We start from the raw sequence: 21,806 nt of genomic DNA on the forward strand, positions 1-21,806 counted from the left end.
TTATTCCGCCGTGTAGGGGAAGGTTTTGTTTTTGGAAGCCAGGCGCCAGTCGGAATTATTCAGCGCATTGACCTGCATCGGCTTGGCCAGCAGTTCGCGGTCCATGAACATGCGCACGGTGGCGTTGTAGGTCTCGCCGCGCTTGAGCGCCCCCTTGGGCGCGATCACCCAGCGGCTGGGGCGGCGGATCAGCACCATCGCGTCTTCCAGGGTGAGAAAACTCTGCGCCATGCTGCCCAGGGCCGACACATGGTACTGGCGCGTGAGCACGTTGTACCAGATGCGGATGGTCTGGCGCGCCGACACCGCCTTGTCGTCATACCAGTACCAGCGCGGGCGGGTCAGTTCGATTTCGGTGGTGAAGTACAGTTGCACGCCATGCTTGATGGCGTCTTCCAGCCCCTCGTTCAACTCGAAGGCATAGCTGGCCGCCAGGCGGTAGCCCTCGTCGCTTGCCTCGATATGCGCATGCGTGATGTCGACCACGTCCGCCGCCCACGCCGGCACGCACGCGCACGCGGACGCGAACATCAGCAGCAGCTGGCAGGCAAGAAGGCGGAAAAATCGTTGTGTCACAGGGGGGCCAGAATCTTAAAGGTTCGCATAGTCGAAGGACCCCTTACGTCGCGTTTTTTTGAAACAGGGCGTAGAACAAGCCGTCATGATCCTGCACGGCGGTACCGGTCGGAAGCAACTGTCCCGGCGCGGCGAGGCGGGTCGCATTGTGGCGCACCGCGAATGCGGCGGCCTGCGCCTCCGATTCCTGGGGCCAGAGCGAACATGTCACGAACAGCAATTTACCATTCGGGCGCAGCATCTGCCAAAGGTTGTCGAGAATTTTGGCCGAAAGTGTTGCAAGTTGGAGTGCATCGCCCTTGCGCCGCAGCCAGCGGATGTCCGGGTGGCGCCGCACGATGCCCGACGCCGTGCACGGCACGTCGGCCAGGATGCGGTCGTACTGCTGGCCGTCCCACCACACGCTGGTCTGCGCCTCGAACGCTTTCAGCGTCGCGCTCAAGCCGAGGCGTTCCAGATTTTCGCCCACGCGCTCAAGGCGTTTGGGGTCCGAATCGAGCGCGGTCAGGTCCAGCTGCGCCAGTTCCAGCAGGTGGCAGGTCTTGCCGCCGGGCGCGGCGCAGGCGTCCAGCACGCGCATGCCGTCCTGCACATCGAGCAGCGGCGCGGCCAGCTGCGCGCCGGCGTCCTGCACCGACGCCAGGCCCTGGTCGAAACCGGGGATCAGGGCCACGCCCAGCGCCTTGTCGAGGCGCACGGCGGACGGCCCGATTTGCGCGGCGGCCATGCCTGCGTCGGCCAGCAATTGTATGTATGCCGCGACCGTGGTCTTGCGCACGTTCACGCGCAAGGTCAATGGCGGCTGGGCGTTGCCGGCCGCGAGGATGGCTTGCCAGTTGCCCGGATAGGCAGCCTTGGCGGCATCGATCCACCACTGCGGATAATTCCATTGCGCCACCGGCTGCCTCAGCGCCGCCTCGAGCAACTCCTCGCGCTCGCGCAGGAAGCGGCGCAGCACGGCGTTGACCATGCCCTTGGCGTGCGCCATGTCCGGGTGCGAACTGGCCACGGTGACGGCCTGGTCGACGACGGTAAATACTTCATACGGCGGCTCGGCGCCGTCCGGGGTATCGATCAGGGTCAGGGCGCAGCACAGCAGGCTGGCCAGCATCGGCGGCTCCGGCGCCTTCGACGTCATCAGGCCGAGCAGGGTTTCGCTGCGGCCGAGCTGGCGCATGGTGCGGTAAGCGATATCCTGGATCGCCCCGCGCGCCTGGGGCGCGGCGGCGGTCACGCCGAACGCGGTCAGCAGCGCCTGCGGCAAGGCGGCGCCGCCGCGCACCTGGGCCACGGCATTCGCCGCCCCGAGCAGGCACAGCGCGAGCGAATCGGGCTTCAGATCGGGGCGATAGCCGGGCTGCAGCACGGGCTTGACCTCGAAACTGGAGCGCATGCGCGGCGCCGCCGCTTTATCCGCCTTGGGCGCGGCGGGTTTGATGGAGAGCGTCGGGCGCTTGTTGGTCATGGTCGGGTCTGCTTTGCGCTACTTTATAAAGGTGCAATTGTACCGGGTTAGCCCCCGCACAGGCTTAAACGATCCTTTATGACAACACATTCTTCCAACGTCCAACGATTTCCCACCACAACCGGGGTCTGACCTCTGATTCGAAATATTTTTCCGTGAATCAACACTTTTGCATGTAAAAAAAGACCTCTCGGGCGTGTCCGCCTCGTGCGCTGCGGCCAAGTCGGCTTATTGCTGCCAAGGATGTAACAGACAACGTTTTCATTGCTAATCAGAGGTCAGACCCCGGTTCGGGGATTTTTTGGGAGTGTGGGGGCGCTATCGATGGCTTGCGCGGGCGGACTCAGAGGGGCGGCAAACCAGTATAATTGAGCTACTATTGCCCGTGGCACCGCCACCGCTCGACTACTCTACAGATCACCGCTCATGCTCGCCTCGCAAAAACAAGAAATCGCCGCCCTGTTCCAGGCCGCCCTCGTCCCTGTCCTCGACGGTACCGGCATCACGCCGTCCGTGGTCCTGGAGCGCCCGCGCGATCCCTCGCACGGCGACATCGCCTGCAATATCGCCATGCAGCTGGCCAAGCAGCTCAAGATGAATCCGCGCGAGCTGGCCCAGAAAATCGTCGCCGCGCTGCTCGACAACCCGGCCGGCAAGGCCCTCATCGATAGCGCCGACATCGCCGGCCCCGGTTTCATCAACCTGCGCGTGGCAGCCGCCGCCAAGCAGTCGGTGGTCAAGACCATCCTCGCCGAAGGCCAGGCCTACGGCCGCAGCGATGCCGGCGCCGGCAAGAAAGTGATCCTCGAATTCGTGTCGGCCAATCCGACCGGCCCGCTGCACGTGGGCCATGGCCGCCAAGCCGCGCTGGGCGACGCCCTCGCCGCGCTGTTCGATTCGCAAGGCTTCGCGGTCACCCGCGAGTTCTATTACAACGATGCCGGCGTGCAGATCGCCACCCTGGCCAATTCGGTCCAGGCGCGCGCGCGCGGCTTCAAGCCGGGCGACGCCGAATGGCCGGAGTCGGCCTACAACGGTGACTACATCGCCGATATCGCCACCGATTACCTGGCCGGCAAAACCGTCTCGGCCAGCGACGGCCTGCCCGCCACCGCCAGCGGCAAGGTCGAGGACATCGACTCGATCCGCCCGTTCGCCGTCACCTACCTGCGCAACGAGCAGGATATCGACCTGCAAGCCTTCGGCGTCAAGTTCGATAACTATTACCTCGAATCGTCGCTGTACGCCGACGGCAAGGTGGAAAAAACCGTCGAGGCCCTGATCAAGGCCGGCAAGACCTACGAACAGGATGGCGCGCTGTGGCTGCGCACCACCGACTACGGCGACGACAAGGACCGCGTGATGCGCAAGTCCGAAGGCGGCTTCACCTATTTCGTGCCGGACGTGGCGTACCACGTCGTCAAATGGCAGCGCGGCTTCACCCAGGCCATCAACATCCAGGGCAGCGACCACCACGGCACCATCGCGCGCGTGCGCGCCGGCCTGCAGGCGGTCGGCCTGGAGATCCCGCAGGGCTACCCGGACTACGTGCTGCACAAGATGGTCACCGTCATGAAAGACGGCGCCGAGGTCAAGATCTCCAAGCGCGCCGGTTCCTACGTGACGGTGCGCGACCTGATCGAATGGTCGGGCGACGGCGACATCGCCAGGGGCCGCGATGCGGTGCGCTTCTTCCTGATCTCGCGCAAGGCCGATACCGAATTCGTATTCGATGTCGACGTCGCCCTGAAAACGTCGGACGAGAACCCGGTGTATTACGTGCAGTACGCGCACGCCCGCATCTGCCGCATGCTCGAACAGTTCACGGGCGAGCTGTCGTCGCTGGCATCGGCCGACCTGGCGCCGCTCACCGCGCCGACCGAGATGACCCTGCTGGCGACCCTGGCCGCCTACCCGGAAACGCTGGCGCGCGCCCAGACCGAGCTCGGTCCGCACCAGGTGGCGTTCTACCTGCGCGACCTGGCCGCCAACCTGCACAGCTTCTACTTCGCCGAGCGCGTGCTGGTCGACGACCAAGCGCTCAAACTGGCGCGCCTGGCGCTGATGGTCGCCACGCGCCAGGTACTGCGCAACGGCCTGGCCATGATCGGCGTGTCGGCGCCGGAAAAAATGTAACCGCTACTTCGATTGAAAGCTCCAATGACACGCGATTCCCGCCCACGGCTCAAACTACCGCTCAAGCACCAGCAAGGCAATACCCTCACCGGCATCGTCATCGGCCTGATCGTGGGCCTGGTGATCGCTGTCGCGGTCGCGCTGGCGATCACCAAGGGCGCCACGCCGTTCACCGATAAAACCGGCAAGGCCGGCAAGATGGGCGAGCCGACCGCCGGCCAGGCGGCCGATCCGAACAAGCCGCTGTACGGGAACAAGGAAGCGGCGCGCGCCGCCAACAAGCAGATCACCGACAAGCCCAAGGCCGCCACCCCGGCCGAAGCCGATCCGCTGGGCGCGGCCATCGCCAACATGAAGGAAAAACCGGAGAAGCCGGCCCCCGCACCGGCACCGGCGCCAACCCAGGTGGCCGCCGCCCCCCACGCGCCAGCCCAGAACGTGGTCCCGTCCGCGCCTGCCGAAGCGGCCGAGGAAAAGATCACCTATTACCTGCAGGCCGGCGCCTTCCGCGAAGTGGCCGACGCCGAAAACACGCGCGCCAAGCTCGCCCTGCTCGGCTTCGAGGCCGTCATCAGCGAACGCGCCAACGACAGCGGCGTGCTGCACCGGGTCCGCATCGGCCCCTACGGCCAGGTCGAAGCGATGAACAAGGCGCGCGCCAAACTGGTCGACGCCGGCATCGACGTCGCCATCGTGCGCAACCAGAAATAACCCACGACACCACGGAAAACCCGCATGCCTACTCTCTTCAAGATCATGCTCGCGCTGGCCCTGTGCAGCGCCGGCGCCCACGCAACGGCGTCCCCCGAGGCGCCCGTCAGCGGCACCGACTACACGACCCTGCCCGAGGCGCAGAACACCGACGCCGGCCAGAAAGTCGAAGTCACCGAATTTTTCGCCTACTACTGCCCTCACTGCGCCAGCTTCGAGCCGGCGCTGGCCGAGTGGGTCAGGAAGCAGGGCAACAAGATCGTGTTCAAGCGCGTCCACCTCGGCCACACCCCGGCCGTGGTGCCGCAGCAGCGCCTGTACTACACGCTCGAATCGATGGGCCTGGCGCCGCAGTACCACGCCAAGGTATTCAGCGCCATGCACGAACAGGGCAAGCGCTTCGGCAACGACGAACAGGTGTTCGACTGGGCCGCCAGCGCCGGCATCGAGCGCGCCAAATTCACCGACGCCTACCGCTCGTTCGGGGTCCAGGCCAAGCTCTCGCGCGCCAACGGCATGGTGGCGTCGTACCAGATCAAAGAGTGGCCGCAGGTGGCCATCGGCGGCAAGTACATGACCTCGCCCAACCTGGCCGGCGCCAGCGCGACCGCCGCGACCGAAGCGCAGCAACAGCAAATGGCGCTGCAAGTGATGGATCACCTGGTCGCCAAAGCGGCAGCGGAAAAGAAATAAGCATGCCGGCGCGCGCCCAATGAACCGCGTGTTCATCACCGGCGCGTCGAGCGGACTCGGTGCGGCGCTGGCGCGCGAGTACGCCGCGCGCGGCGCGAGCGTGGGCCTGGTGGCGCGCCGCCGCGACGCGCTCGACGCCCTGCGCGCGCAATTGCCGCACCCCGAACGCCATCTGGTATATGCGCTCGACGTCACCGACCGCGCCGCGCTGACGGCGGCCGCCGTCGATTTCATCGAACGCCAGGGCGGCGCCGATATCGTCATCGCCTGCGCCGGCATTTCGGTCGGCACCCTGACCGAATTTGCCGAAGACCTGCCGGTGTTCGACGCCATCCTCGCCACCAACGTCAGCGCCACCGTGGCCACCTTCGCGCCCTTCATCGCCACCATGAAAGCGCAGTCCACGCCGTGCCGCCTGGTCGGCATCGGCAGCGTGGCCGGTGTGCGCGGCCTGCCCGGCGCCGGCGCCTACAGCGCCTCCAAGGCGGCGCTGCGCGTGTATTGCGAATCGCTGCGGCTCGAACTCAAGCCGCACGGCGTCAAGGTGGTGACCATCGCGCCCGGCTACATCGATACCCCCATGACCAGACATAACGCCTATCCGATGCCCTTCCTGATGTCGCCGGCGCGCTTTGCCGCCAGGGCCGCGCGCGCCATCGCCGCCGGCACCAGCTACCGCGTGATCCCGTGGCAGATGGGGGTGGTGGCCAAGCTGCTGCGGCTTTTGCCGAACTCCCTGTACGACCTGGCCTTCGTCAACGCGCCCCATAAGGCCCGCAAGGCCCGCAAGGAAACGCCATGAACGATACCCTCGCCGCCCCGGCCAGCCTGGGCATGGATGCCGCCGCGATCGCACGCCACGCCAGTGCGCCGGAGCTGGCCGGCATCGATATCGAAGTCGTGGCCGAAACCGGATCGACCAATGCCGACCTGCTGGCACGTGCCGCCGGTCTGCAACGCCCCGTGCTGCGCGTGGCCGTGCACCAGACGGCCGGACGCGGGCGCGCCGGACGCAGCTGGCTGTCGGCGCCCGGTGCGGCGCTGACGTTTTCGCTGGCCTGGCATTTTGGCGGACCGCTGCGCGAGCTGGCCGGCTTGCCGCTGGCGGTCGGCGTGGCGCTGGCCGACGCCCTCGGCGCGCTCGGCGTGCCGGTCCAGCTCAAGTGGCCCAACGATGTGCTGCGCGACGGCGCCAAGCTGGCCGGCGTGCTGATCGAAACCCAGGCCGCGCCAAGCGGCGGCGTGTGGGCGGTGATCGGGGTCGGCCTCAATCTGCTCATGCCCGATGACATGGAACAGCGCATCGGGCGCAGCGTGGCGGGGGCCCCGTGGCTGGCGCAGATGGAGCGCAATGCGCTCATGGCGCAGCTGCTCGGCGTGCTGGCCGCGAACCTCGGCCAGTTCGCGCAAGGCGGCTTTGCGCCTTTCTGCGCGCGCTGGAACCGCCTGCATGCTTACCAGGGCCTGCCGGTCGTCATCATCGATCGCGACGTCACCCTGCATGAAGGCGTGGCCGCCGGCGTCGACGATGGCGCGCGCCTGCTGCTCGACACGGCCGGCGGACGCATCGCCATCGTCGCCGGCGACGTGTCGCTGCGCGTGCGGGAGCACTGAGATGCTGCTGCTGATCGACGCCGGCAATACGCGCATCAAATGGGCGCTGGCCGAGGACGGCGCCGCGCCCGGCACCTGGGTCGCCAGCGGCGCCGTGGCCCACGCCGACCTGAATCACCTGCCGGCCAGCTGGGCCCGGCACGGCGTCACGCGCGCGCTGGTGTCGAACGTCGCCGGCAGCAAGCTGCACGACCAGCTGCAACTGATGATTCCGACCACCGCGATCAGCTGGTTCGCATCGACGGCGCAGCTGGCCGGCATGCGCAACGCCTACCGCAATCCGTCCCAGCTCGGATGCGACCGTTTCGCCGCGGCGCTCGGCGCGCGCGCGCTGGCGCCCGGCCAGGCGCTCATCGTCGCCACCTGCGGCACCGCCACCACCATCGACGCGGTCAGCGCCGACGGCGTGTTCCTGGGCGGGATGATCCTGCCCGGCCTGGGCCTGATGGCCACTTCGCTGGCGCGCAATACGGCGCAGCTGCCCCAGGTCGCGCCCGGCGCCACCCTGCCGGCCGGCTTTGCCGACAATACCGCTGACGCCATCCTGTCCGGCTGCCTGGCGGCGCAGGCCGGCGCGATCGAACGCGCCTGCGCGCTGCATGGCGCCAGCGCCTGCATCGTCTCGGGCGGCGCGGCCCAGTACATTGCTCCCGTGCTCAGGCTCCCGATCGAACACCGGATCGTCGATAATATCGTCCTGATCGGCCTTCATTCCACCGTCACGTCTTCGCCACTCCAGGATAGCCCGTGTTGAAATTCATATTTTGGACCCTCCTTGCCATCAATGCCGTGCTGTTCGCGTTCGGCCAGGGCATGCTCGGCAACTTCAGGGAAAACGAGCGCGAGCCGGGCCGCATGCGCAACCAGCTCGGCACCGAGAACATCAAGCTGGTCGCCGTCCGCCCGCCGGCGCCCGACGCGGAAGCGGGCGCGGACCCGGAGCCGGTGGTCGCGCCGCCGACACCGGTGCTGGTGATGGCCAAACCGGCTGCGCCGGCGCCCGCCGAGCCGAAGCCGGAACCCAAACCGGAACCCAAGCCGGAGCCGAAGCCGGACCTGGTTGCCTGCACATCGGTTGGCAATTTTGCGCAGGCCGATGCGCGCCGCTTCGAGGCCATGCTCGCGCCGCTGGCCCTGGGCCAGCGCCAGACGCGCGAAAACGTCGCCGTGCCCGAGGTGACCAGCCATATCGTGTTCATTCCTTCGGCCGGCAGCAAGGAAGCGGCCGACCGCAAGGCCGCCGAACTGAAGGAACTCGGCATCACCAGCTTCTTTATCATGAATGACAACAGCCCGATGAAGCATGCGATTTCGCTGGGCGTGTTCAAGTCGGAGACGTCGGCCCAGACCCTGCTGGCGACGCTGACCAAGCAGGGCGTGGTCGGCGCCAAGGTGAGCGGACGCACCAGCCAGGCGACCAAGATGGCTTACCGCTTCCGCGCGCTGGAACCGGCCGCCAAGGCCAAGGTCGATGCGATCGTGGCGCGCTTTCCGGGCCAGGAAACGCGCAGCTGCAAATAAGGCTGGCGGCCCCGGGCCGGATCAGCGCTGCACGACGATGGGTTTGAGGCGCAGGGTCGAGGGCAAATCGCGCAGCGCCTGCATGGCGTCGGCCCGGCTCGGGAACGGGCCGCTGAACAGGCGGTGCAGCGCACCGCCCTGCACCACTTCGACGGCGGACAGCGCCCCGCCCGTGGCCGCGATCTGCGCGCGCACGTCGGCCGCCTTGTCGGCGCGGGCAAAAGCACCGAGCTGCAGATAAAACCCCGGTGCCGCAGCTGGCGCTGCGCCCGCCGCCGGCGCGGGTGCCGGCGCCAAGGCGGTGGCCGTCACCGTGATTGCGCTGCTTTCGCCCGGCGGCGGCATGTCCACCGCCATCGTGCTCACTTCCCCTTCCGGCTCGGGCGTCATGCGCCGGATGGTGGCGATGCGCTCCTGCGCGTTGGGCAGCAGCCGTTCCACCTCCACCATGTGGCTGCCCTTGCCGAGCAGGCCGAGTTTGAGCGCGGCCGTGTACGACACGTCGACCACGCGGCTCGAATGGAACGGCCCGCGGTCGTTGATCCGCACCACCACCTGCTTGCCGTTATCGAGGCTGGTGATGCGCGCGTACGAGGGAATCGGCAGGGTCGGATGGGCGGCCGTCATCTTGTACATGTCGTACAGTTCCCCCGACGAGGTGCGCTGGCCATGGAATTTCTTGCCGTACCAGCTGCCCACCCCGCGCTGCTTGAAGGCCTGCTCGTTGAGCATCGGCGTGTAGGTCTTGCCGAACACCACGTAGGGCCGGTTGGCGTAGCGCGCATACGGTTCGTCCTTGACCACGGCGTCCGGCACGTCGCGCAGGTTGGGCGGCGGATTGTCGCCCGGGCCATCGTCCTGGTAGTAGCCGCCGCGCCCGGAACCGGCGCGCGGCATGCGCGGCAAGTCGTGGCCGATGTCGCCATGCTTGGCCGCCGGCGTACCCGGGGCCGGCATCGGCAGCATGCGCCGGTGGCCTTCCGAATCGGTACCGCAGGCAGTCAGTAATAAGGCCAGTGCGCACAGCGCAATGGAAGGTGGAAGCGTTCGTGTTACCGCCATCGTGTCTCCGGGATCAGGTTTGCACCAGCTTGCGGTGCCGCTGGATACTCATGAGTATACCTGCACCGAGTCCGAGGGTCACAAAAGCGGTCCCGCCATAGCTCATGAACGGCAGCGGCACGCCCACCACCGGCAGGATGCCGCTGACCATGCTCATGTTCACAAAGGCGTAGGTAAAGAAGATCATCGTGATCGCGCCGGCCAGCAGGCGCGTGAACAGGGTCGGCGCATTGGCGGCGATCATCAGGCCGCGCCCGATCAGCAGCAGGTACAGGAGCAGCAAGCCGAGAAAGCCCATCAGCCCGAATTCCTCCGAAAAGACCGAGAAAATGAAGTCGGTGGTGCGCTCGGGGATGAATTCGAGGTGGGCCTGGGTGCCCTTCATCCAGCCCTTGCCGCTGATCCCGCCCGAGCCGATCGCGATGGTCGACTGGATGATGTGGAAGCCCTTGCCCAGCGGGTCGGCATTCGGATCGATCAGGGTGAGCACCCGTTCGCGCTGGTAGTCGTGCATCAGCGACCAGGCCACCGGCAGGCTGCCGGCACCGGCCACGAACAGGCCAAGCAGCGCCTTCCACGACAGCCCGGCCAGGAAGATCACATAAAAGCCGGATGCGAGCACCAGCAGCGAGGTGCCCAGGTCGGGCTGCAGCTGGATCAGGCCCACCGGCACCGCCAGCAGCACGGTGGCGATGAGGAAGGAGTGCCAGCGCACCAAGCCGGCCTTCTGGTGGAAGTACCAGGCCAGCATCAGCGGCATGGCGATTTTCATGATCTCGGACGGCTGGATGTCGAAGCCGATGTGCAGCCAGCGGCGCGCGCCTTTCTTGATCACGCCAAACATGAACACCGCCACCAGCAAGGTCACGCCGACCGTGTAGATCGGCACGGCGAGCCGCATCAGCGTTTGCGGCGGCACCTGGGCCGCCAGCCACATGACCAGGAAGGCGATCATCATGTTGCGCAGCTGGCCTTCGACGCGGCCGGGGAAGTCGGCGCCGGCCGAGTACATCGTCACCAGGCTGGTACCGAGCAGCAGGAAGATGACCATGGCCAGCGGCGCGTCGAACACCAGCAGGTAAGGCTTGACGCGCCGCCACAGCGAGCGCCGTTCGTTGATGCGCATGGCCGTCACTCCTTCGGTGCCGGCGTTTCGGCGCCCGGCTTGTATGGCATTTCGGTGGCCGAATCGGTCTTCAGTTCTTCCAGCGGCAGCAGTTCCACGTCTTCCTTGGGCACCTTGGTGCCATCCTTGCCCGCCGGGCGCTTGCCCAGCAGGTAGTAGTCGAGCGCCTTGCGCGCGATCGGCGCCGCCACCGCCCCGCCGAAACCGGCGTTTTCGACGATCAGCGCCACTGCGATGCGCGGCTTGTCGGCCGGCGCGAAAGTGATGTACAGCGAATTGTCGCGCAGGCGCTCGTTGACGTTCTTGGCGTTGTATTTTTCGCCGCGGCGCAGGCCGACCGCTTGCGAGGTGCCGGTCTTGCCGGCGGCGATGTAGCCGGCGTTGGCAAACGCGGTCTTGCCGGTGCCGCGCTCGGACACCCCGACCATGGCGCGCTTGATGAAATCGATGTTGCCCTGGCTTAGCCGGATGCGCGCGCTTTCCTTCGGCACCGTCAGGGCGCGCGCGCGCGTGCTGCTGTCTTCGACAATCTTGACCAGGTGCGGCTTCATGACCACGCCGTTGTTGGCCAGGTTGGCCACTGCGTGCGACAGCTGCAGGATGGTGAAGCTGTTGAAGCCCTGCCCGATGGCGATATTGACGGTGTCGCCGCCGACCCAGGTCTGCATCAATTTGTTTTTGGCGAAGCGCGCCCGCTTCCAGTCTTTCGACGGCAGCACGCCAATTTTTTCGTTCTCCAGGTCGATCCCGGTCTTCTGGCCGAAACCGAACGGTTTCATGAAGTCGTGGATCGCATCGATGCCGAGATCGTTGCCGAGCTGGTAATAGTAGGTATTGCACGAGACGATGATCGAATCGGTCAGGCTGACCATGCCGTGCCCGCCCACCTTGTCATCCTTCCAGGTGTGGCCGCCCAGGGTGAAATAGCCGGCGTCGGAAATCGTGTGGTTCTGGGTGCGCTTGCCCAGTTCCAGCGCGGCCAGCGCCATGAACGGCTTGAAGGTCGATCCGGGCGGATAGGTGCCCTGCAGCGGGCGGTTCATCAGCGGGCGGTCGAGCGAGGTATTGAGTTCGTTCCAGCTCTGGGTGTCGATGCCGTCGACGAACAGGTTCGGATCGAACCCGGGACGCGACACGTAGGCCAGGATGTCGCCCGTCTCCGGTTCGATGGCGACCAGCGCGCCGCGGTACTCGCCGAAGGCTTCCTCGATGATCTTTTGCAGTTCGATGTCGATCGACAGAATCAGGTTGCTGCCGGCGGTCGCTTCCGTGCGCGACAGGATGCTGACCGCGCGCCCGCTGGCGGTGCGGATGATCTTCTGGTAGCCGGTGCGCCCGTGCAGCTGCGCTTCGTAGCTCTTTTCCAGCCCTTCCTTGCCGATATGGTCGGTGCCGTTGTAGTTCGCCTTGTCGGGCCGCTCTTCGAGTTCCTTGGCTTCCTTCTGGTTGATGCGGCCGATATAGCCGATCACGTGCGAGGCGGTTTCACCCAGCGGGTACTGGCGGAACAGGCGCGCCTGCACCTCGACCCCGGGAAAACGGAAGCGCTGGGCGGCGAAGCGCGCCACTTCGTCGTCGGTCAGGCGGGTGCGCAGCGGCACGCTCTCGAAATTTTTCGATTCGGCCAGCAGGGTCTTGAAGCGCTTGCGGTCCTTGGGCTCGATCTCGATCAGCGTCGACAATTCGTCGATCACCGAATCGAGCGTTGCGCGCAGCTTGGATTGGGTGATTTCGAGCGTGTAGGCAGAGTAGTTGCGCGCCAGGACCACGCCCTTGCGGTCGACGATCAGGCCGCGGTTGGGCACGATCGGCACGATGGCGATGCGGTTGTCTTCGGCCAGCGCCGCAAAATCGTCGTGCTTGACCACCTGCAGGTACACCAGACGCGCCGCCAGCGCGCCGAAGCAGACCAAGACGAGCGCGATCAGCGCCGCCACGCGCAGGCGAAACAGATGGATTTCGCGGTCGTTATTGGTTATTTCAGTCATGACGCAGCCGCACCATCAGATCGGGCGCGTATGGTCGCGGTCGACGGCGCGCCGCTGCGGCGCGAGCAGCATCCAGGTAATCACGGGCCACAGTGCGATGCCCACCACGCTCTCGATGAAGTACATCCAGCCGGGGAATTTGCCCGAGACGACCACGCGCACGATGACCTGGATGGCCTGGGTGGCGAGCAGCAGCGGAAACACGTGCAGCGCCTGGGTCAGCACCGGAAACCACAGCACGCGCCGGTGAATCATGATGGCCAGGTAGGATAGCAGCGTATAGGCCAGCGCGTTCTCGCCGAGCAGGGTCGCGTCGTGCACGTCCATCAGCAGGCCCATGAAAAAGGCGACGCCGATGCCGACCTTGCGCGGCTGGTGGATGCCCCAGAAGACCAGGACCAGCGCCACGAAGTCGGGCGCGCCGATCCAGTGCCCCCAGGGCAGCAGATTGAGCATGAAGGCGCAGGTCAGGCTGAAGGTAATGAACAGCGGACTGACGGGCAGCAGGATGTAGTGCGGGCGGTTCATCGGTCTTCCTTGGGTGCGGGTGCGGGCGCGGGTGTGGCCGGTGCCGGCACGGCCGCGGCGCTCACCGGGCGCGCCGCGCCGGCTGGCGCGGGAAGCGCCGGTGCCGGCGCGCGGGCCGGCGTGGCCGGGGTCTTGGCGGCCGGCGCCACCGGCGCCGGCACTTTCGGCGCGTCGGCGGCAATCGGGACAGCCCCCTCTTTGATCGGTGCCATCTTGGGAAGGTGCTTCTTGGACGGCACCGGCGGCTCTTCAGGCGGGCGGGCCGGTACTTGCGGCAGCGTGGTCAGGATCAGCACATGGCGGTTGCGGTCGATGCCGGCCAGCGGCTGGCACACCACGCCGCCAAAGGCGCCGGCGGCGCTGTTCTCGACCTTGGTGACCTTGGCCACGGCCAGGCCGGCCGGGTAGACCCCGTCCATGCCCGAGGTAATGAGCACGTCGCCGACCTGGATGTCGGCGTTCGGCGCCACGAAGCGCAGGTCGAGCGTGCCGGACTGGCCGCGCCCGTAGGCCACGCTGCGCAAGCCATTTCTGAGCACCTGCACGGGAATGGCCTGTTCGCGGTCGGTCAGCAGCGTCACTTCGGCGGTGAACGGGAATACGCGCGTGACCTGGCCGACCACGCCGGCGTTATCGATCACCGGCTGGCCGAGCGCCACGCCTTGCTGGGTGCCGCGGTCGAGCACGATCTTGCGGGTGGAACTGTTGCGCGCGTCGTACAGGATCTCGCTGAGCATGGTCTTGACCGGCACATGCTCGCGCGCGCCCATCAGTTTGCGCAACTGGGCGTTTTCGGCGCTCTGGAGCTGGGCTTGCTGGAGTTTTTCGGCGACGGCGACCTGGGCGATCTTGAGGTCGCGCACTTCCTGCTTGAGCGAGGAAATGGAAGAGAAATAGCTGCCCATCTCGGCCAGCGCGTCGCGCGGCATCAGGGCCGCCATTTGCAGCGGATAGAGGATGGTGCCGGCCACCTGGCGCACCGTTGCCAGCGCATGGATGCGGGCATCGACCATCAGCAGGACGATCGAAATAAACGCGAACACCGTCACCTTGACCCGGGCAGGGGCGCCTTGCTTGAAGAGTGGCGGAGGACTGTATTCCATGAAATCCAATAATCGGTGCTAAGAGCCTGTCCCGCTGCGGCACGGGGGTCAGACCTGCGGCTTGCATGCATTGTCCGACCGGGTCTGTCCCTGGTTGTACAACGCATTGCAAGCCGCAGATCTGAACGGTACGCCGGCCGCGCCGGCAGTGCAAGCGCGCACACGCGGCTCGCCTGAGCGGCGCGCCCGGGCTTACTCGTACGAGAAGATCGAGCCGAGTTTGTCCATCCGCTCGAGCGCCATGCCGGAGCCGCGCACCACGCAGGTCAGCGGGTCTTCGGCCACCAGCACCGGCAGGCCGGTTTCTTCCATCAGCAGGCGGTCGAGATCGCGCAGCAGGGCGCCGCCGCCGGTGAGCATCATGCCTTTTTCGGCAATGTCGGCGCCCAGTTCCGGCGGGGTCTGCTCAAGCGCGTTCTTGACGGCCGAGACGATGTTGTTGAGCGGGTCGGTCAGCGCTTCGAGGATCTCGTTGGACGAGATGGTAAACGAACGCGGGATGCCTTCGGACAGGTTGCGGCCCTTGACTTCCATTTCCTTCACTTCCGAACCGGGGAAGGCCGAACCGATGGCCTTCTTGATGGCTTCGGCCGTCTGTTCGCCGATCAGCATGCCGTAGTTGCGGCGGATGTAGTTGACGATGGCTTCGTCGAACTTGTCGCCGCCCACCCGTACCGAACCCTTGTAGACCATGCCGCCCAGCGAAATGATGCCCACTTCGGTGGTGCCGCCGCCGATGTCGACCACCATCGAGCCGGTCGCTTCCGACACCGGCAGGCCGGCGCCGATGGCCGCGGCCATCGGTTCTTCGATCAGGTACACTTGGGAGGCGCCGGCGCCGAGCGCCGATTCGCGGATCGCGCGCCGCTCGACCTGGGTGGAACCGCAGGGAACGCAAATGATGATACGGGGGGAAGGACGGAATACCTTGGTGTTGTGCACCATGCGGATGAACTGCTTGAGCATCTGTTCGGTGACGGTGAAGTCGGCGATCACGCCGTCTTTCATCGGGCGGATCGCCTCGATATTGCCCGGAACCTTGCCGAGCATTTGCTTTGCCTGTTTGCCGACCGCCTGGATCGTTTTCTTGCCGTTCGGGCCGCCTTCCTGGCGGATCGCAACAACGGAGGGTTCGTCCAGGACGATGCCTTCGCCACGTACATAAATCAAGGTGTTCGCCGTACCGAGGTCAATGGCCAGATCGCTGGAAAAGTAGCTGCGTAAAAAACCAAACATGAGTGTCCTGATGCGCAACGGGCTGCGCGTAAGCATTAAAATGAGTAGAAAAACGCTACGAAATAAACAGCCGCCGCGCGCTACCTTCCCGCACCGGCACGGCCGTTTGCATGCTGCGGCCACTCCTATTCGGCGCCGACAACGCATTAGCCCGCCATTCTACCTTATAATTTGCGCGTTAAATGCTGAAAAACCGGTGTTTTGCGCGCCTATTCCCCCTGTGAAATCAGGGCCTTTAGGAAGCTTTTATCGGCTTTAGCGCTCTGTTATCGAAACTTCACTATTCGTCCACACTATTTTGAACGCGGCCCGCGCCGCGCAAATTCCATGTCCCTGACACTTTCAGAAGTTGTACGTATCGCCAAACTGGCCCAGCTCGAGATGGACGAGGCACACGCCGCGACCGCCCTGGTGGAATTGAACGGCATTTTCGCCCTGGCCGAGCAGATGAAGGACGTCGACACGCGCGGCGTGGAGCCGCTGTCGCACCCGCTGGCCGCCATCCTGGGCAAGCTGCCGCTGCGCCTGCGCGACGATGTCGTGACCGAGGAAAACGCCCGTGAAGCCTACCAGGCGCCGGCGCCGAAGACCCAGGACGGCCTGTATCTGGTGCCGCAAGTGATCGAATAACGGTCGCCCCCCCTCTTCGTCCGGGCGGCGCCGTGCGCGCCACCGTTTACCGAGCAAACCGAGCAATTACGTCAGCCGAGCACCCGCCATGCATACAAACACCCTTCAACAGCTGTCCGCGCTCCTGCACGCGAAACAGGTTTCAGCCACCGAGCTGACCACCCACTTCCTGCAACGCGCCAAGGCAAGCGACCTGAACGCCTTCCTGCACGTCGACGAAGCCTTGTCGCTTGAACAAGCCAAAGCTGCCGATCTGCTTCTGGCGTCCGGCAATGCCGGTCCGCTGGCCGGCATTCCGATCGCGCACAAGGATATTTTCGTCACCAAGGGCTGGCGCTCGACCGCCGGCTCCAAGATGCTGGGCAACTACACCAGTCCCTTCGACGCCACCGTGGTCGACAAATTCAGGCACGCCGGCATGGTCACCCTGGGCAAGCTCAATTGCGACGAATTCGCGATGGGCTCGTCGAACGAAAACTCGGCCTTCGGCGCCGTCAAGAATCCGTGGGACACCCTGGCCGTGCCGGGCGGCTCCTCGGGCGGCTCGGCCGCGGCGATTGCGGCGCGCCTGGCGCCGGCCGCCACCGCCACCGATACCGGCGGCTCGATCCGCCAGCCGGCCGCGTTTTGCGGCGTCACCGGCATCAAGCCGACCTATGGCCGCGTATCGCGCTTCGGCATGATCGCCTTCGCCTCCTCGCTCGACCAGGGCGGCCCGATCGCCCAGAGCGCCGAAGACTGCGCCATGTTACTGAACGAGATGGTCGGCTTCGACCCGCGCGACTCGACCAGCCTGAGCGCCGAACAGGGCAATGTGCGCGAAGACTTCACGCGCGACCTGAACGCGCCCCTCAAGGGCTTGCGCATCGGTTTGCCAAAAGAATACTTCGGCGAAGGCCTGGCGGCCGACGTCGAACAGGCGGTGCGCGCCGCGCTCGACGAATTTGTGAAACTGGGCGCGACCCTGGTTGACATTTCGCTGCCGAAGACGGCACTGTCGATCCCGGTTTACTACATCATCGCCCCGGCCGAAGCCTCGTCCAACCTGTCGCGCTTCGATGGCGTGCGCTACGGCCACCGCGCCAGCGAGTACAAGGACCTGGAAGAGATGTACCGCAAGTCGCGCGCCGAAGGCTTCGGCCCGGAAGTGCAGCGCCGCATCCTGGTCGGCACCTATGTGCTGTGCCACGGCTACTATGACGCCTACTACCTGCAAGCCCAGAAGATCCGGCGCCTGATCGCCGACGACTTCCAGGCCGCGCTGGGCAAGACCTGCGACGTCATCATGGGCCCGGTCGCGCCGACCGTCGCCTGGGACCTGGGCGACAAGACCAACGACCCGGTGGCCAACTACCTGGCCGACATCTTTACCCTGTCGACCAGCCTGGCCGGCTTGCCCGGCATGTCGGTGCCGTGCGGCTTCGGCCAGGGCGAGAAAAACAGCAAGCGCCCGGTGGGCCTGCAAATCATCGGCAATTACTTTGCCGAAGCCAAGCTGCTCAATATTGCCCACCAGTACCAGTTGGCCACCGACTGGCACACCCGCGCGCCGGCCGGCATCTGATTTCGCCGGGTGCGCACCGCGTGCGCACCGGCAACCTGACAAGAAAAGAGAACACTATGCAATGGGAAGTCGTCATCGGTCTTGAGAACCACGTGCAGCTCACGACCAACTCCAAGATTTTCAGCGGCAGTTCGATTCAGTTCGGCGCCGAGCCGAACACCCAGGCCAGCCCGGTCGACCTGGCGTTGCCGGGCGTGCTGCCGGTGATGAACCGCGGCGCGGTCGAACGCGCGATCCGCTTCGGCCTGGCGGTCGACGCCAAGGTGGCAGCGGAATCGGTGTTCGCGCGCAAGAACTACTTTTACCCGGATTTGCCCAAGGGCTACCAGATCAGCCAGTTCGCCGATCCGGTCGTCATCGGCGGCAAGATCACCTTCGGCTTTGAAAAAGATGGCCAGTTCCAGACCAAGACCGTCAACCTGACCCGCGCCCACCTGGAAGAAGACGCCGGCAAGTCGCTGCACGAAGACTACGCCGGCATGACCGGCATCGACCTGAACCGCGCCGGCACGCCGCTGCTGGAAATCGTCTCCGAGCCGGAAATGCGCAGCGCGGCCGAAGCGGTGGCGTATGCCAAGGCGCTGCATACCCTGGTCGTGTGGCTGGGTGTGTGCGACGGCAACATGCAGGAAGGCTCGTTCCGCTGCGACGTCAACGTCTCGGTGCGTCCGGTTGGCACGACCGAACTGGGCACGCGCTGCGAGATCAAGAACCTGAACTCCTTCCGTTTCATGGAAGAAGCGATCGCGTATGAAGTACGGCGCCAGATCGAGCTGATCGAAGATGGCGGCAAAGTGCAGCAAGCGACGGTGCTGTGGGATCCGGAAGCCAAGAAAACCACGGTGATGCGCCTGAAGGAAGACGCCCAGGATTACCGCTACTTCCCCGATCCGGACTTGCCGCCGCTACTCATTTCCGATGAGTGGATCGCGCGCGTCAAGGCCGACATGCCGGAACTGCCGGCCGCCATGCGCGCCCGCTTCGCGGGTGACTACGGCTTGCCGGAGTACGACAGCCTGTTCCTGACCTCGTCGAAAGAGATGGCGGCGTACTTCGAGGCCGTGGTCGCCAATACCGGCAAAGAGCAAGCCAAGACCGTGGCCAACTGGCTGATGGGCGACGTGGCCTCGACCCTGAACCGCGAAAACGTCGACATCGCCGATTCGCCGGTGGAAGCGTCGCAACTGGCAGTGATGATCAAGCGCATCGCCGACGGCACGATTTCCAACAAGAGCGCCAAGGAAGTGTTTGCGGGCATGTGGGAAGCCAGGTCGAACGATGAAAACATCGCCGATGTCGTCATCAAGGAAAAAGACCTGGTGACCATCTCCGACAGCGGCGCACTGGAAAAAATTGTCGACGACGTGCTGGCAGCCAACGCCAAATCGGTCGAGCAATACCGTGCCGGCAAGGAAGCGGCCATCAACGCGCTGATCGGCCAGGCCATGAAGGCATCGAAAGGCAAGGCCAACCCGGCCGAGCTGACCGAACTGCTCAAGAAGAAACTGGCAGGCTGATACCCGCCCCAGGCTCTGCGACATCGCTCGCATCCATGCCGGCCGTCAATGTTACTCAACCGGGGTCAGACCCCGGTTGAGCGATATTGACGGCCGGCATGGTTTTCCCCAAGGAGAAATGCCCGATGATATTAGCAGTCGACGTGCAATACGATGCCGATTGCGGCTACGCCGCCGGCTTGCTGTTCGCGCGCTGGGATGACGTGGCGCCAGTGGCGACGGTCAGCAAACAGCAGGCCGGCGTCGGCGAGTATGTTCCGGGGGAATTCTACAAGCGCGAGCTGCCGTGCATCCTGGCCCTGCTGGGGGAACTCGACCAGCTTCCCGAGCTCATCGTCATCGACGGCTTCGTGTTCCTCGACGGACATTCACACGCGGGCTTGGGCAAGCACCTTTACGATGCGCTGGACGGCAAGACCAGGGTCATCGGCGTGGCGAAAACGGCGTATGCCGGCATCGGCGACGACTACAAACTGCTGCGCGGCGACAGCATCAAGCCACTGTTTATCACCTGCATCGGGCTTGAGCTGGCAGAGGCCAAGGAACACATCGCTGCCATGCACGGGCCGCACCGCATGCCGGTGCTGCTGAAAACGGTCGACCGGATTTGCCGCGAGCAGGCACTGGCGGGTTCGGCCGGTACTGAGCAGGATTTACCGCAGAGCTGAGCGCGATTGAGAATGCGCAGGGAAGCGTTCGTTTTTCCCGGTCAGACTAGTTGGAGCCTATCCTCCCGGCCACCCATCATGCTCACCATCGCTGAACTCGAAAAGCTCTCTCGCACGCGTCTGCACGAGGCCACCGCTCTCCTGATCGCACAACAGTTCGACGGGGCAGCCTACCTGAGCGGGTATGCCGTCGAACTGATTCTGAAAGCAAGAATTTGCGTCAACTTGCGTTGGAATGGGTATCCCGAATCGCGCAAAGAGTTCGAAGGCTTGACATCACTTCGCACGCACGATCTTGAAATACTGCTCGACCTGACCGGTTGCCAGGAAAAAGTGCGAACCAAATATAACGCCCACTGGTCGAATGTCAGTAAATGGTCACCAGAAGAAAGGTATCGGCCATCCGGGGCTGTGCCTAAAGAAGTCCGTGCCAGGCTCGCCTCAGCATCGTTTCTAGTGAGGAATATATGAAAGAGGAATTGAAGGTTTTATTGAACAAACTGGCGGTAATTGAACGCGAGATTTCCGAAGAAAAAGGAGAGCTGACCTTTTTCGCCATGCTTTTGCCTTGGGGCGGGCGAGAGCCAGCATGGGAACTTACCGTTTCCGCGCACTGGGCCGATCGTGACCATGGACCTGCGGCGATCGGCTATATCGTCGATAAATACTATGCCGTGTGCAGCAATTCCGAACGGATGATGATTGCGCACGTCAGCATCATCGACACCGACGACGACGAACTCGATGACATCCTGGACGATTATGACGTCGAGCACGGCATGGTGAAAATGAAATACAGTCGCTATTTCGATAAGGAATTCGAGCGCGGCTATATTTTCACCTGCAAGAGGCGCACGGCGGAAGCGGCACCGCCCGAGCGCGAGCGGGCTGCCGACCAGCCCGTCTGACGAAGGCACTCAGGGCGCTGCGGGCCGCCCGCACGCTTTACACCCCGTAGCGCGTCCGGTACGCCGACACCGCATCCTTGAACTGCGCCATCTCCGGATCGGCCCCGGCCGCGTTCAGGTAGGTGAACAAATCCTCCAGGTTCCCGATCGACACCACTGGAATATTGAACTCCTGGCTGACCTGCTGCACCGCCGAACTCGGCGACAACTCGCCATCCTTGCCCGAACGCTCCATGCGGTCGAGCGCGATCAGCACGGCGCACGGCTCGGCGCCAGCGGCGCGGATCATCTCGACCGATTCGCGCACCGACGTACCCGCCGAAATCACGTCGTCGATGATCACGACCTTGCCCGCCAGCTTGGCGCCGACAATGGTGCCGCCCTCGCCATGGTCCTTGGCTTCCTTGCGGTTGTAGGCGAACGAGGTGTTGTGCCCCTTGCCCGCCAGCGCCACCGCCGTGGCGGACGCCAGGGTGATGCCCTTGTATGCCGGCCCGAACAGCATGTCGAACTCGATCCCCGAATCGATCAGGGTCTGCGCGTAAAACTGCGCCAGCTGGGCCAGGGTGGCGCCGTCATGGAACAGGCCGGCATTGAAGAAATACGGCGACAGGCGGCCAGCCTTGGTGCTGAACTCGCCGAAGCGCAACACGCCCGCCGACACCGAAAACGCGATAAACTGTTGGCGCAAATTATTCACGACGACCTCATTTGTTCATATAGAAAAGTGGCGCTATTTTACGCCACCCTCCACACCCCC

22 protein-coding genes are annotated in these 21,806 nt (G+C 64.9%); 13 read left to right on the forward strand and 9 right to left on the reverse strand.

The window, feature by feature from the left end:
- Entirely contained in the window at nucleotides 1–576 is a 576-nt protein-coding gene (locus PO883_RS17730) for a DUF4390 domain-containing protein (RefSeq protein ID WP_289310943.1), read from the reverse strand.
- Nucleotides 577–619: 43 nt separating this feature from the next.
- A complete protein-coding gene (gene rsmB / locus PO883_RS17735; protein WP_289310944.1) occupies nucleotides 620–2,041 on the reverse strand; it encodes a 16S rRNA (cytosine(967)-C(5))-methyltransferase RsmB in 1,422 nt (473 codons plus the stop codon).
- 426 nt (nucleotides 2,042–2,467) lie between these two features.
- Here rsmB and argS point away from each other — a divergent pair, with 426 nt between their 5' ends.
- The 7 genes from argS to PO883_RS17770 are packed head-to-tail and all read left to right on the forward strand — an operon-like array spanning nucleotide 2,468 to nucleotide 8,716.
- Nucleotides 2,468–4,177, forward strand: a complete 1,710-nt coding sequence (gene argS / locus PO883_RS17740; protein WP_289310945.1) for an arginine--tRNA ligase — start codon at nucleotides 2,468–2,470, stop codon at nucleotides 4,175–4,177.
- A gap of 24 nt (nucleotides 4,178–4,201) precedes the next feature.
- Nucleotides 4,202–4,888 (forward strand): SPOR domain-containing protein, encoded by a 687-nt coding sequence (locus PO883_RS17745; RefSeq protein WP_167089613.1) that lies wholly within the window; start codon nucleotides 4,202–4,204, stop codon nucleotides 4,886–4,888.
- A gap of 24 nt (nucleotides 4,889–4,912) precedes the next feature.
- Complete coding sequence (locus tag PO883_RS17750; RefSeq protein ID WP_289310946.1) at nucleotides 4,913–5,581, forward strand: thiol:disulfide interchange protein DsbA/DsbL; 669 nt, start codon at nucleotides 4,913–4,915, stop codon at nucleotides 5,579–5,581.
- 19 nt (nucleotides 5,582–5,600) lie between these two features.
- Nucleotides 5,601–6,383, forward strand: a complete 783-nt coding sequence (locus tag PO883_RS17755; RefSeq protein ID WP_289310947.1) for an SDR family oxidoreductase — start codon at nucleotides 5,601–5,603, stop codon at nucleotides 6,381–6,383.
- Nucleotides 6,380–7,195, forward strand: coding sequence for a biotin--[acetyl-CoA-carboxylase] ligase (locus tag PO883_RS17760; RefSeq protein WP_289310948.1), 816 nt, complete (start codon nucleotides 6,380–6,382; stop codon nucleotides 7,193–7,195). The genes PO883_RS17755 and PO883_RS17760 overlap by 4 nt, the downstream gene beginning before the upstream one ends.
- A 1-nt stretch (nucleotide 7,196) precedes the next feature.
- Nucleotides 7,197–7,949, forward strand: coding sequence for a type III pantothenate kinase (locus PO883_RS17765; RefSeq protein WP_289310949.1), 753 nt, complete (start codon nucleotides 7,197–7,199; stop codon nucleotides 7,947–7,949).
- On the forward strand, nucleotides 7,943–8,716 hold the full coding sequence (locus PO883_RS17770) for an SPOR domain-containing protein (RefSeq protein ID WP_289310950.1): 774 nt from the start codon (nucleotides 7,943–7,945) through the stop codon (nucleotides 8,714–8,716). Before PO883_RS17765 ends, PO883_RS17770 begins: the two co-directional genes overlap by 7 nt.
- Before the next feature lie 21 nt (nucleotides 8,717–8,737).
- Here the strand turns inward: PO883_RS17770 and PO883_RS17775 are convergent, their stop codons facing one another.
- The 6 genes from PO883_RS17775 to PO883_RS17800 all read right to left on the reverse strand — a co-directional run bounded on the left by PO883_RS17775 (nucleotide 8,738) and on the right by PO883_RS17800 (nucleotide 15,759).
- Entirely contained in the window at nucleotides 8,738–9,778 is a 1,041-nt protein-coding gene (locus PO883_RS17775) for a septal ring lytic transglycosylase RlpA family protein (protein WP_289310951.1), read from the reverse strand.
- A gap of 13 nt (nucleotides 9,779–9,791) precedes the next feature.
- Complete coding sequence (rodA, locus tag PO883_RS17780; protein ID WP_167089602.1) at nucleotides 9,792–10,904, reverse strand: rod shape-determining protein RodA; 1,113 nt, start codon at nucleotides 10,902–10,904, stop codon at nucleotides 9,792–9,794.
- 5 nt (nucleotides 10,905–10,909) lie between these two features.
- Complete coding sequence (mrdA, locus tag PO883_RS17785; protein WP_289310952.1) at nucleotides 10,910–12,892, reverse strand: penicillin-binding protein 2; 1,983 nt, start codon at nucleotides 12,890–12,892, stop codon at nucleotides 10,910–10,912.
- Nucleotides 12,893–12,907: 15 nt separating this feature from the next.
- Nucleotides 12,908–13,420: a rod shape-determining protein MreD gene (gene mreD, locus PO883_RS17790; protein WP_289310953.1), complete on the reverse strand. Its 513-nt coding sequence runs from the start codon at nucleotides 13,418–13,420 to the stop codon at nucleotides 12,908–12,910.
- Nucleotides 13,417–14,523 carry a rod shape-determining protein MreC gene (gene mreC / locus PO883_RS17795; protein WP_289310954.1) on the reverse strand — a complete coding sequence of 369 codons (1,107 nt, stop codon included), beginning with the start codon at nucleotides 14,521–14,523 and terminating at the stop codon, nucleotides 13,417–13,419. Before mreC ends, mreD begins: the two co-directional genes overlap by 4 nt.
- Nucleotides 14,524–14,715: 192 nt before the next feature.
- Complete coding sequence (locus PO883_RS17800; protein WP_099874231.1) at nucleotides 14,716–15,759, reverse strand: rod shape-determining protein; 1,044 nt, start codon at nucleotides 15,757–15,759, stop codon at nucleotides 14,716–14,718.
- Nucleotides 15,760–16,086: 327 nt separating this feature from the next.
- On the opposite strand from PO883_RS17800, the gene gatC reads away from it, so the two are divergent.
- The 6 genes from gatC to PO883_RS17830 all read left to right on the forward strand — a co-directional run bounded on the left by gatC (nucleotide 16,087) and on the right by PO883_RS17830 (nucleotide 21,046).
- Nucleotides 16,087–16,389, forward strand: coding sequence for an Asp-tRNA(Asn)/Glu-tRNA(Gln) amidotransferase subunit GatC (gatC, locus tag PO883_RS17805; RefSeq protein WP_167089594.1), 303 nt, complete (start codon nucleotides 16,087–16,089; stop codon nucleotides 16,387–16,389).
- Between the two features lie 88 nt (nucleotides 16,390–16,477).
- On the forward strand, nucleotides 16,478–17,953 hold the full coding sequence (gatA, locus tag PO883_RS17810) for an Asp-tRNA(Asn)/Glu-tRNA(Gln) amidotransferase subunit GatA (protein WP_289310955.1): 1,476 nt from the start codon (nucleotides 16,478–16,480) through the stop codon (nucleotides 17,951–17,953).
- A 56-nt stretch (nucleotides 17,954–18,009) separates the two neighbouring features.
- A complete protein-coding gene (gene gatB / locus PO883_RS17815) occupies nucleotides 18,010–19,470 on the forward strand; it encodes an Asp-tRNA(Asn)/Glu-tRNA(Gln) amidotransferase subunit GatB (protein ID WP_289310956.1) in 1,461 nt (486 codons plus the stop codon).
- 125 nt (nucleotides 19,471–19,595) lie between these two features.
- Nucleotides 19,596–20,138 (forward strand): endonuclease V, encoded by a 543-nt coding sequence (locus tag PO883_RS17820; RefSeq protein WP_289310957.1) that lies wholly within the window; start codon nucleotides 19,596–19,598, stop codon nucleotides 20,136–20,138.
- A 78-nt stretch (nucleotides 20,139–20,216) separates the two neighbouring features.
- The gene (locus PO883_RS17825) at nucleotides 20,217–20,609 is read left to right on the forward strand and encodes a hypothetical protein (protein WP_289310958.1); all 393 of its coding nucleotides are present in this window, start codon (nucleotides 20,217–20,219) and stop codon (nucleotides 20,607–20,609) included.
- On the forward strand, nucleotides 20,606–21,046 hold the full coding sequence (locus PO883_RS17830) for a hypothetical protein (protein WP_289310959.1): 441 nt from the start codon (nucleotides 20,606–20,608) through the stop codon (nucleotides 21,044–21,046). Before PO883_RS17825 ends, PO883_RS17830 begins: the two co-directional genes overlap by 4 nt.
- A gap of 37 nt (nucleotides 21,047–21,083) precedes the next feature.
- Here the strand turns inward: PO883_RS17830 and pyrE are convergent, their stop codons facing one another.
- A complete protein-coding gene (gene pyrE / locus PO883_RS17835; protein WP_289310960.1) occupies nucleotides 21,084–21,746 on the reverse strand; it encodes an orotate phosphoribosyltransferase in 663 nt (220 codons plus the stop codon).
- Between the last annotated feature and the right edge of the window lie 60 nt (nucleotides 21,747–21,806).

Source organism: Massilia sp. DJPM01 (assembly GCF_030348125.1).
Taxonomy (GTDB): Bacteria; Pseudomonadota; Gammaproteobacteria; order Burkholderiales; family Burkholderiaceae_D; genus Telluria_A; species Telluria_A frigida.

Excerpts from the sequence above, each read along its gene's own strand:
- PO883_RS17825 (WP_289310958.1), top strand. The coding sequence starts at position 20,217 with ATGCTCACCATCGCTGAACTCGAAAAGCTCTCTCGCACGCGTCTGCAC.
- rsmB (WP_289310944.1), bottom strand. The coding sequence starts at position 2,041 with ATGACCAACAAGCGCCCGACGCTCTCCATCAAACCCGCCGCGCCCAAG.
- PO883_RS17765 (WP_289310949.1), top strand. The coding sequence starts at position 7,197 with ATGCTGCTGCTGATCGACGCCGGCAATACGCGCATCAAATGGGCGCTG.
- PO883_RS17750 (WP_289310946.1), top strand. The coding sequence starts at position 4,913 with ATGCCTACTCTCTTCAAGATCATGCTCGCGCTGGCCCTGTGCAGCGCC.
- rodA (WP_167089602.1), bottom strand. The coding sequence starts at position 10,904 with ATGCGCATCAACGAACGGCGCTCGCTGTGGCGGCGCGTCAAGCCTTAC.
- mreC (WP_289310954.1), bottom strand. The coding sequence starts at position 14,523 with ATGGAATACAGTCCTCCGCCACTCTTCAAGCAAGGCGCCCCTGCCCGG.
- gatC (WP_167089594.1), top strand. The coding sequence starts at position 16,087 with ATGTCCCTGACACTTTCAGAAGTTGTACGTATCGCCAAACTGGCCCAG.
- PO883_RS17755 (WP_289310947.1), top strand. The coding sequence starts at position 5,601 with ATGAACCGCGTGTTCATCACCGGCGCGTCGAGCGGACTCGGTGCGGCG.
- mreD (WP_289310953.1), bottom strand. The coding sequence starts at position 13,420 with ATGAACCGCCCGCACTACATCCTGCTGCCCGTCAGTCCGCTGTTCATT.
- argS (WP_289310945.1), top strand. The coding sequence starts at position 2,468 with ATGCTCGCCTCGCAAAAACAAGAAATCGCCGCCCTGTTCCAGGCCGCC.
- PO883_RS17745 (WP_167089613.1), top strand. The coding sequence starts at position 4,202 with ATGACACGCGATTCCCGCCCACGGCTCAAACTACCGCTCAAGCACCAG.
- PO883_RS17800 (WP_099874231.1), bottom strand. The coding sequence starts at position 15,759 with ATGTTTGGTTTTTTACGCAGCTACTTTTCCAGCGATCTGGCCATTGAC.
- PO883_RS17775 (WP_289310951.1), bottom strand. The coding sequence starts at position 9,778 with ATGGCGGTAACACGAACGCTTCCACCTTCCATTGCGCTGTGCGCACTG.
- PO883_RS17760 (WP_289310948.1), top strand. The coding sequence starts at position 6,380 with ATGAACGATACCCTCGCCGCCCCGGCCAGCCTGGGCATGGATGCCGCC.
- PO883_RS17830 (WP_289310959.1), top strand. The coding sequence starts at position 20,606 with ATGAAAGAGGAATTGAAGGTTTTATTGAACAAACTGGCGGTAATTGAA.
- gatB (WP_289310956.1), top strand. The coding sequence starts at position 18,010 with ATGCAATGGGAAGTCGTCATCGGTCTTGAGAACCACGTGCAGCTCACG.
- mrdA (WP_289310952.1), bottom strand. The coding sequence starts at position 12,892 with ATGACTGAAATAACCAATAACGACCGCGAAATCCATCTGTTTCGCCTG.
- PO883_RS17820 (WP_289310957.1), top strand. The coding sequence starts at position 19,596 with ATGATATTAGCAGTCGACGTGCAATACGATGCCGATTGCGGCTACGCC.
- gatA (WP_289310955.1), top strand. The coding sequence starts at position 16,478 with ATGCATACAAACACCCTTCAACAGCTGTCCGCGCTCCTGCACGCGAAA.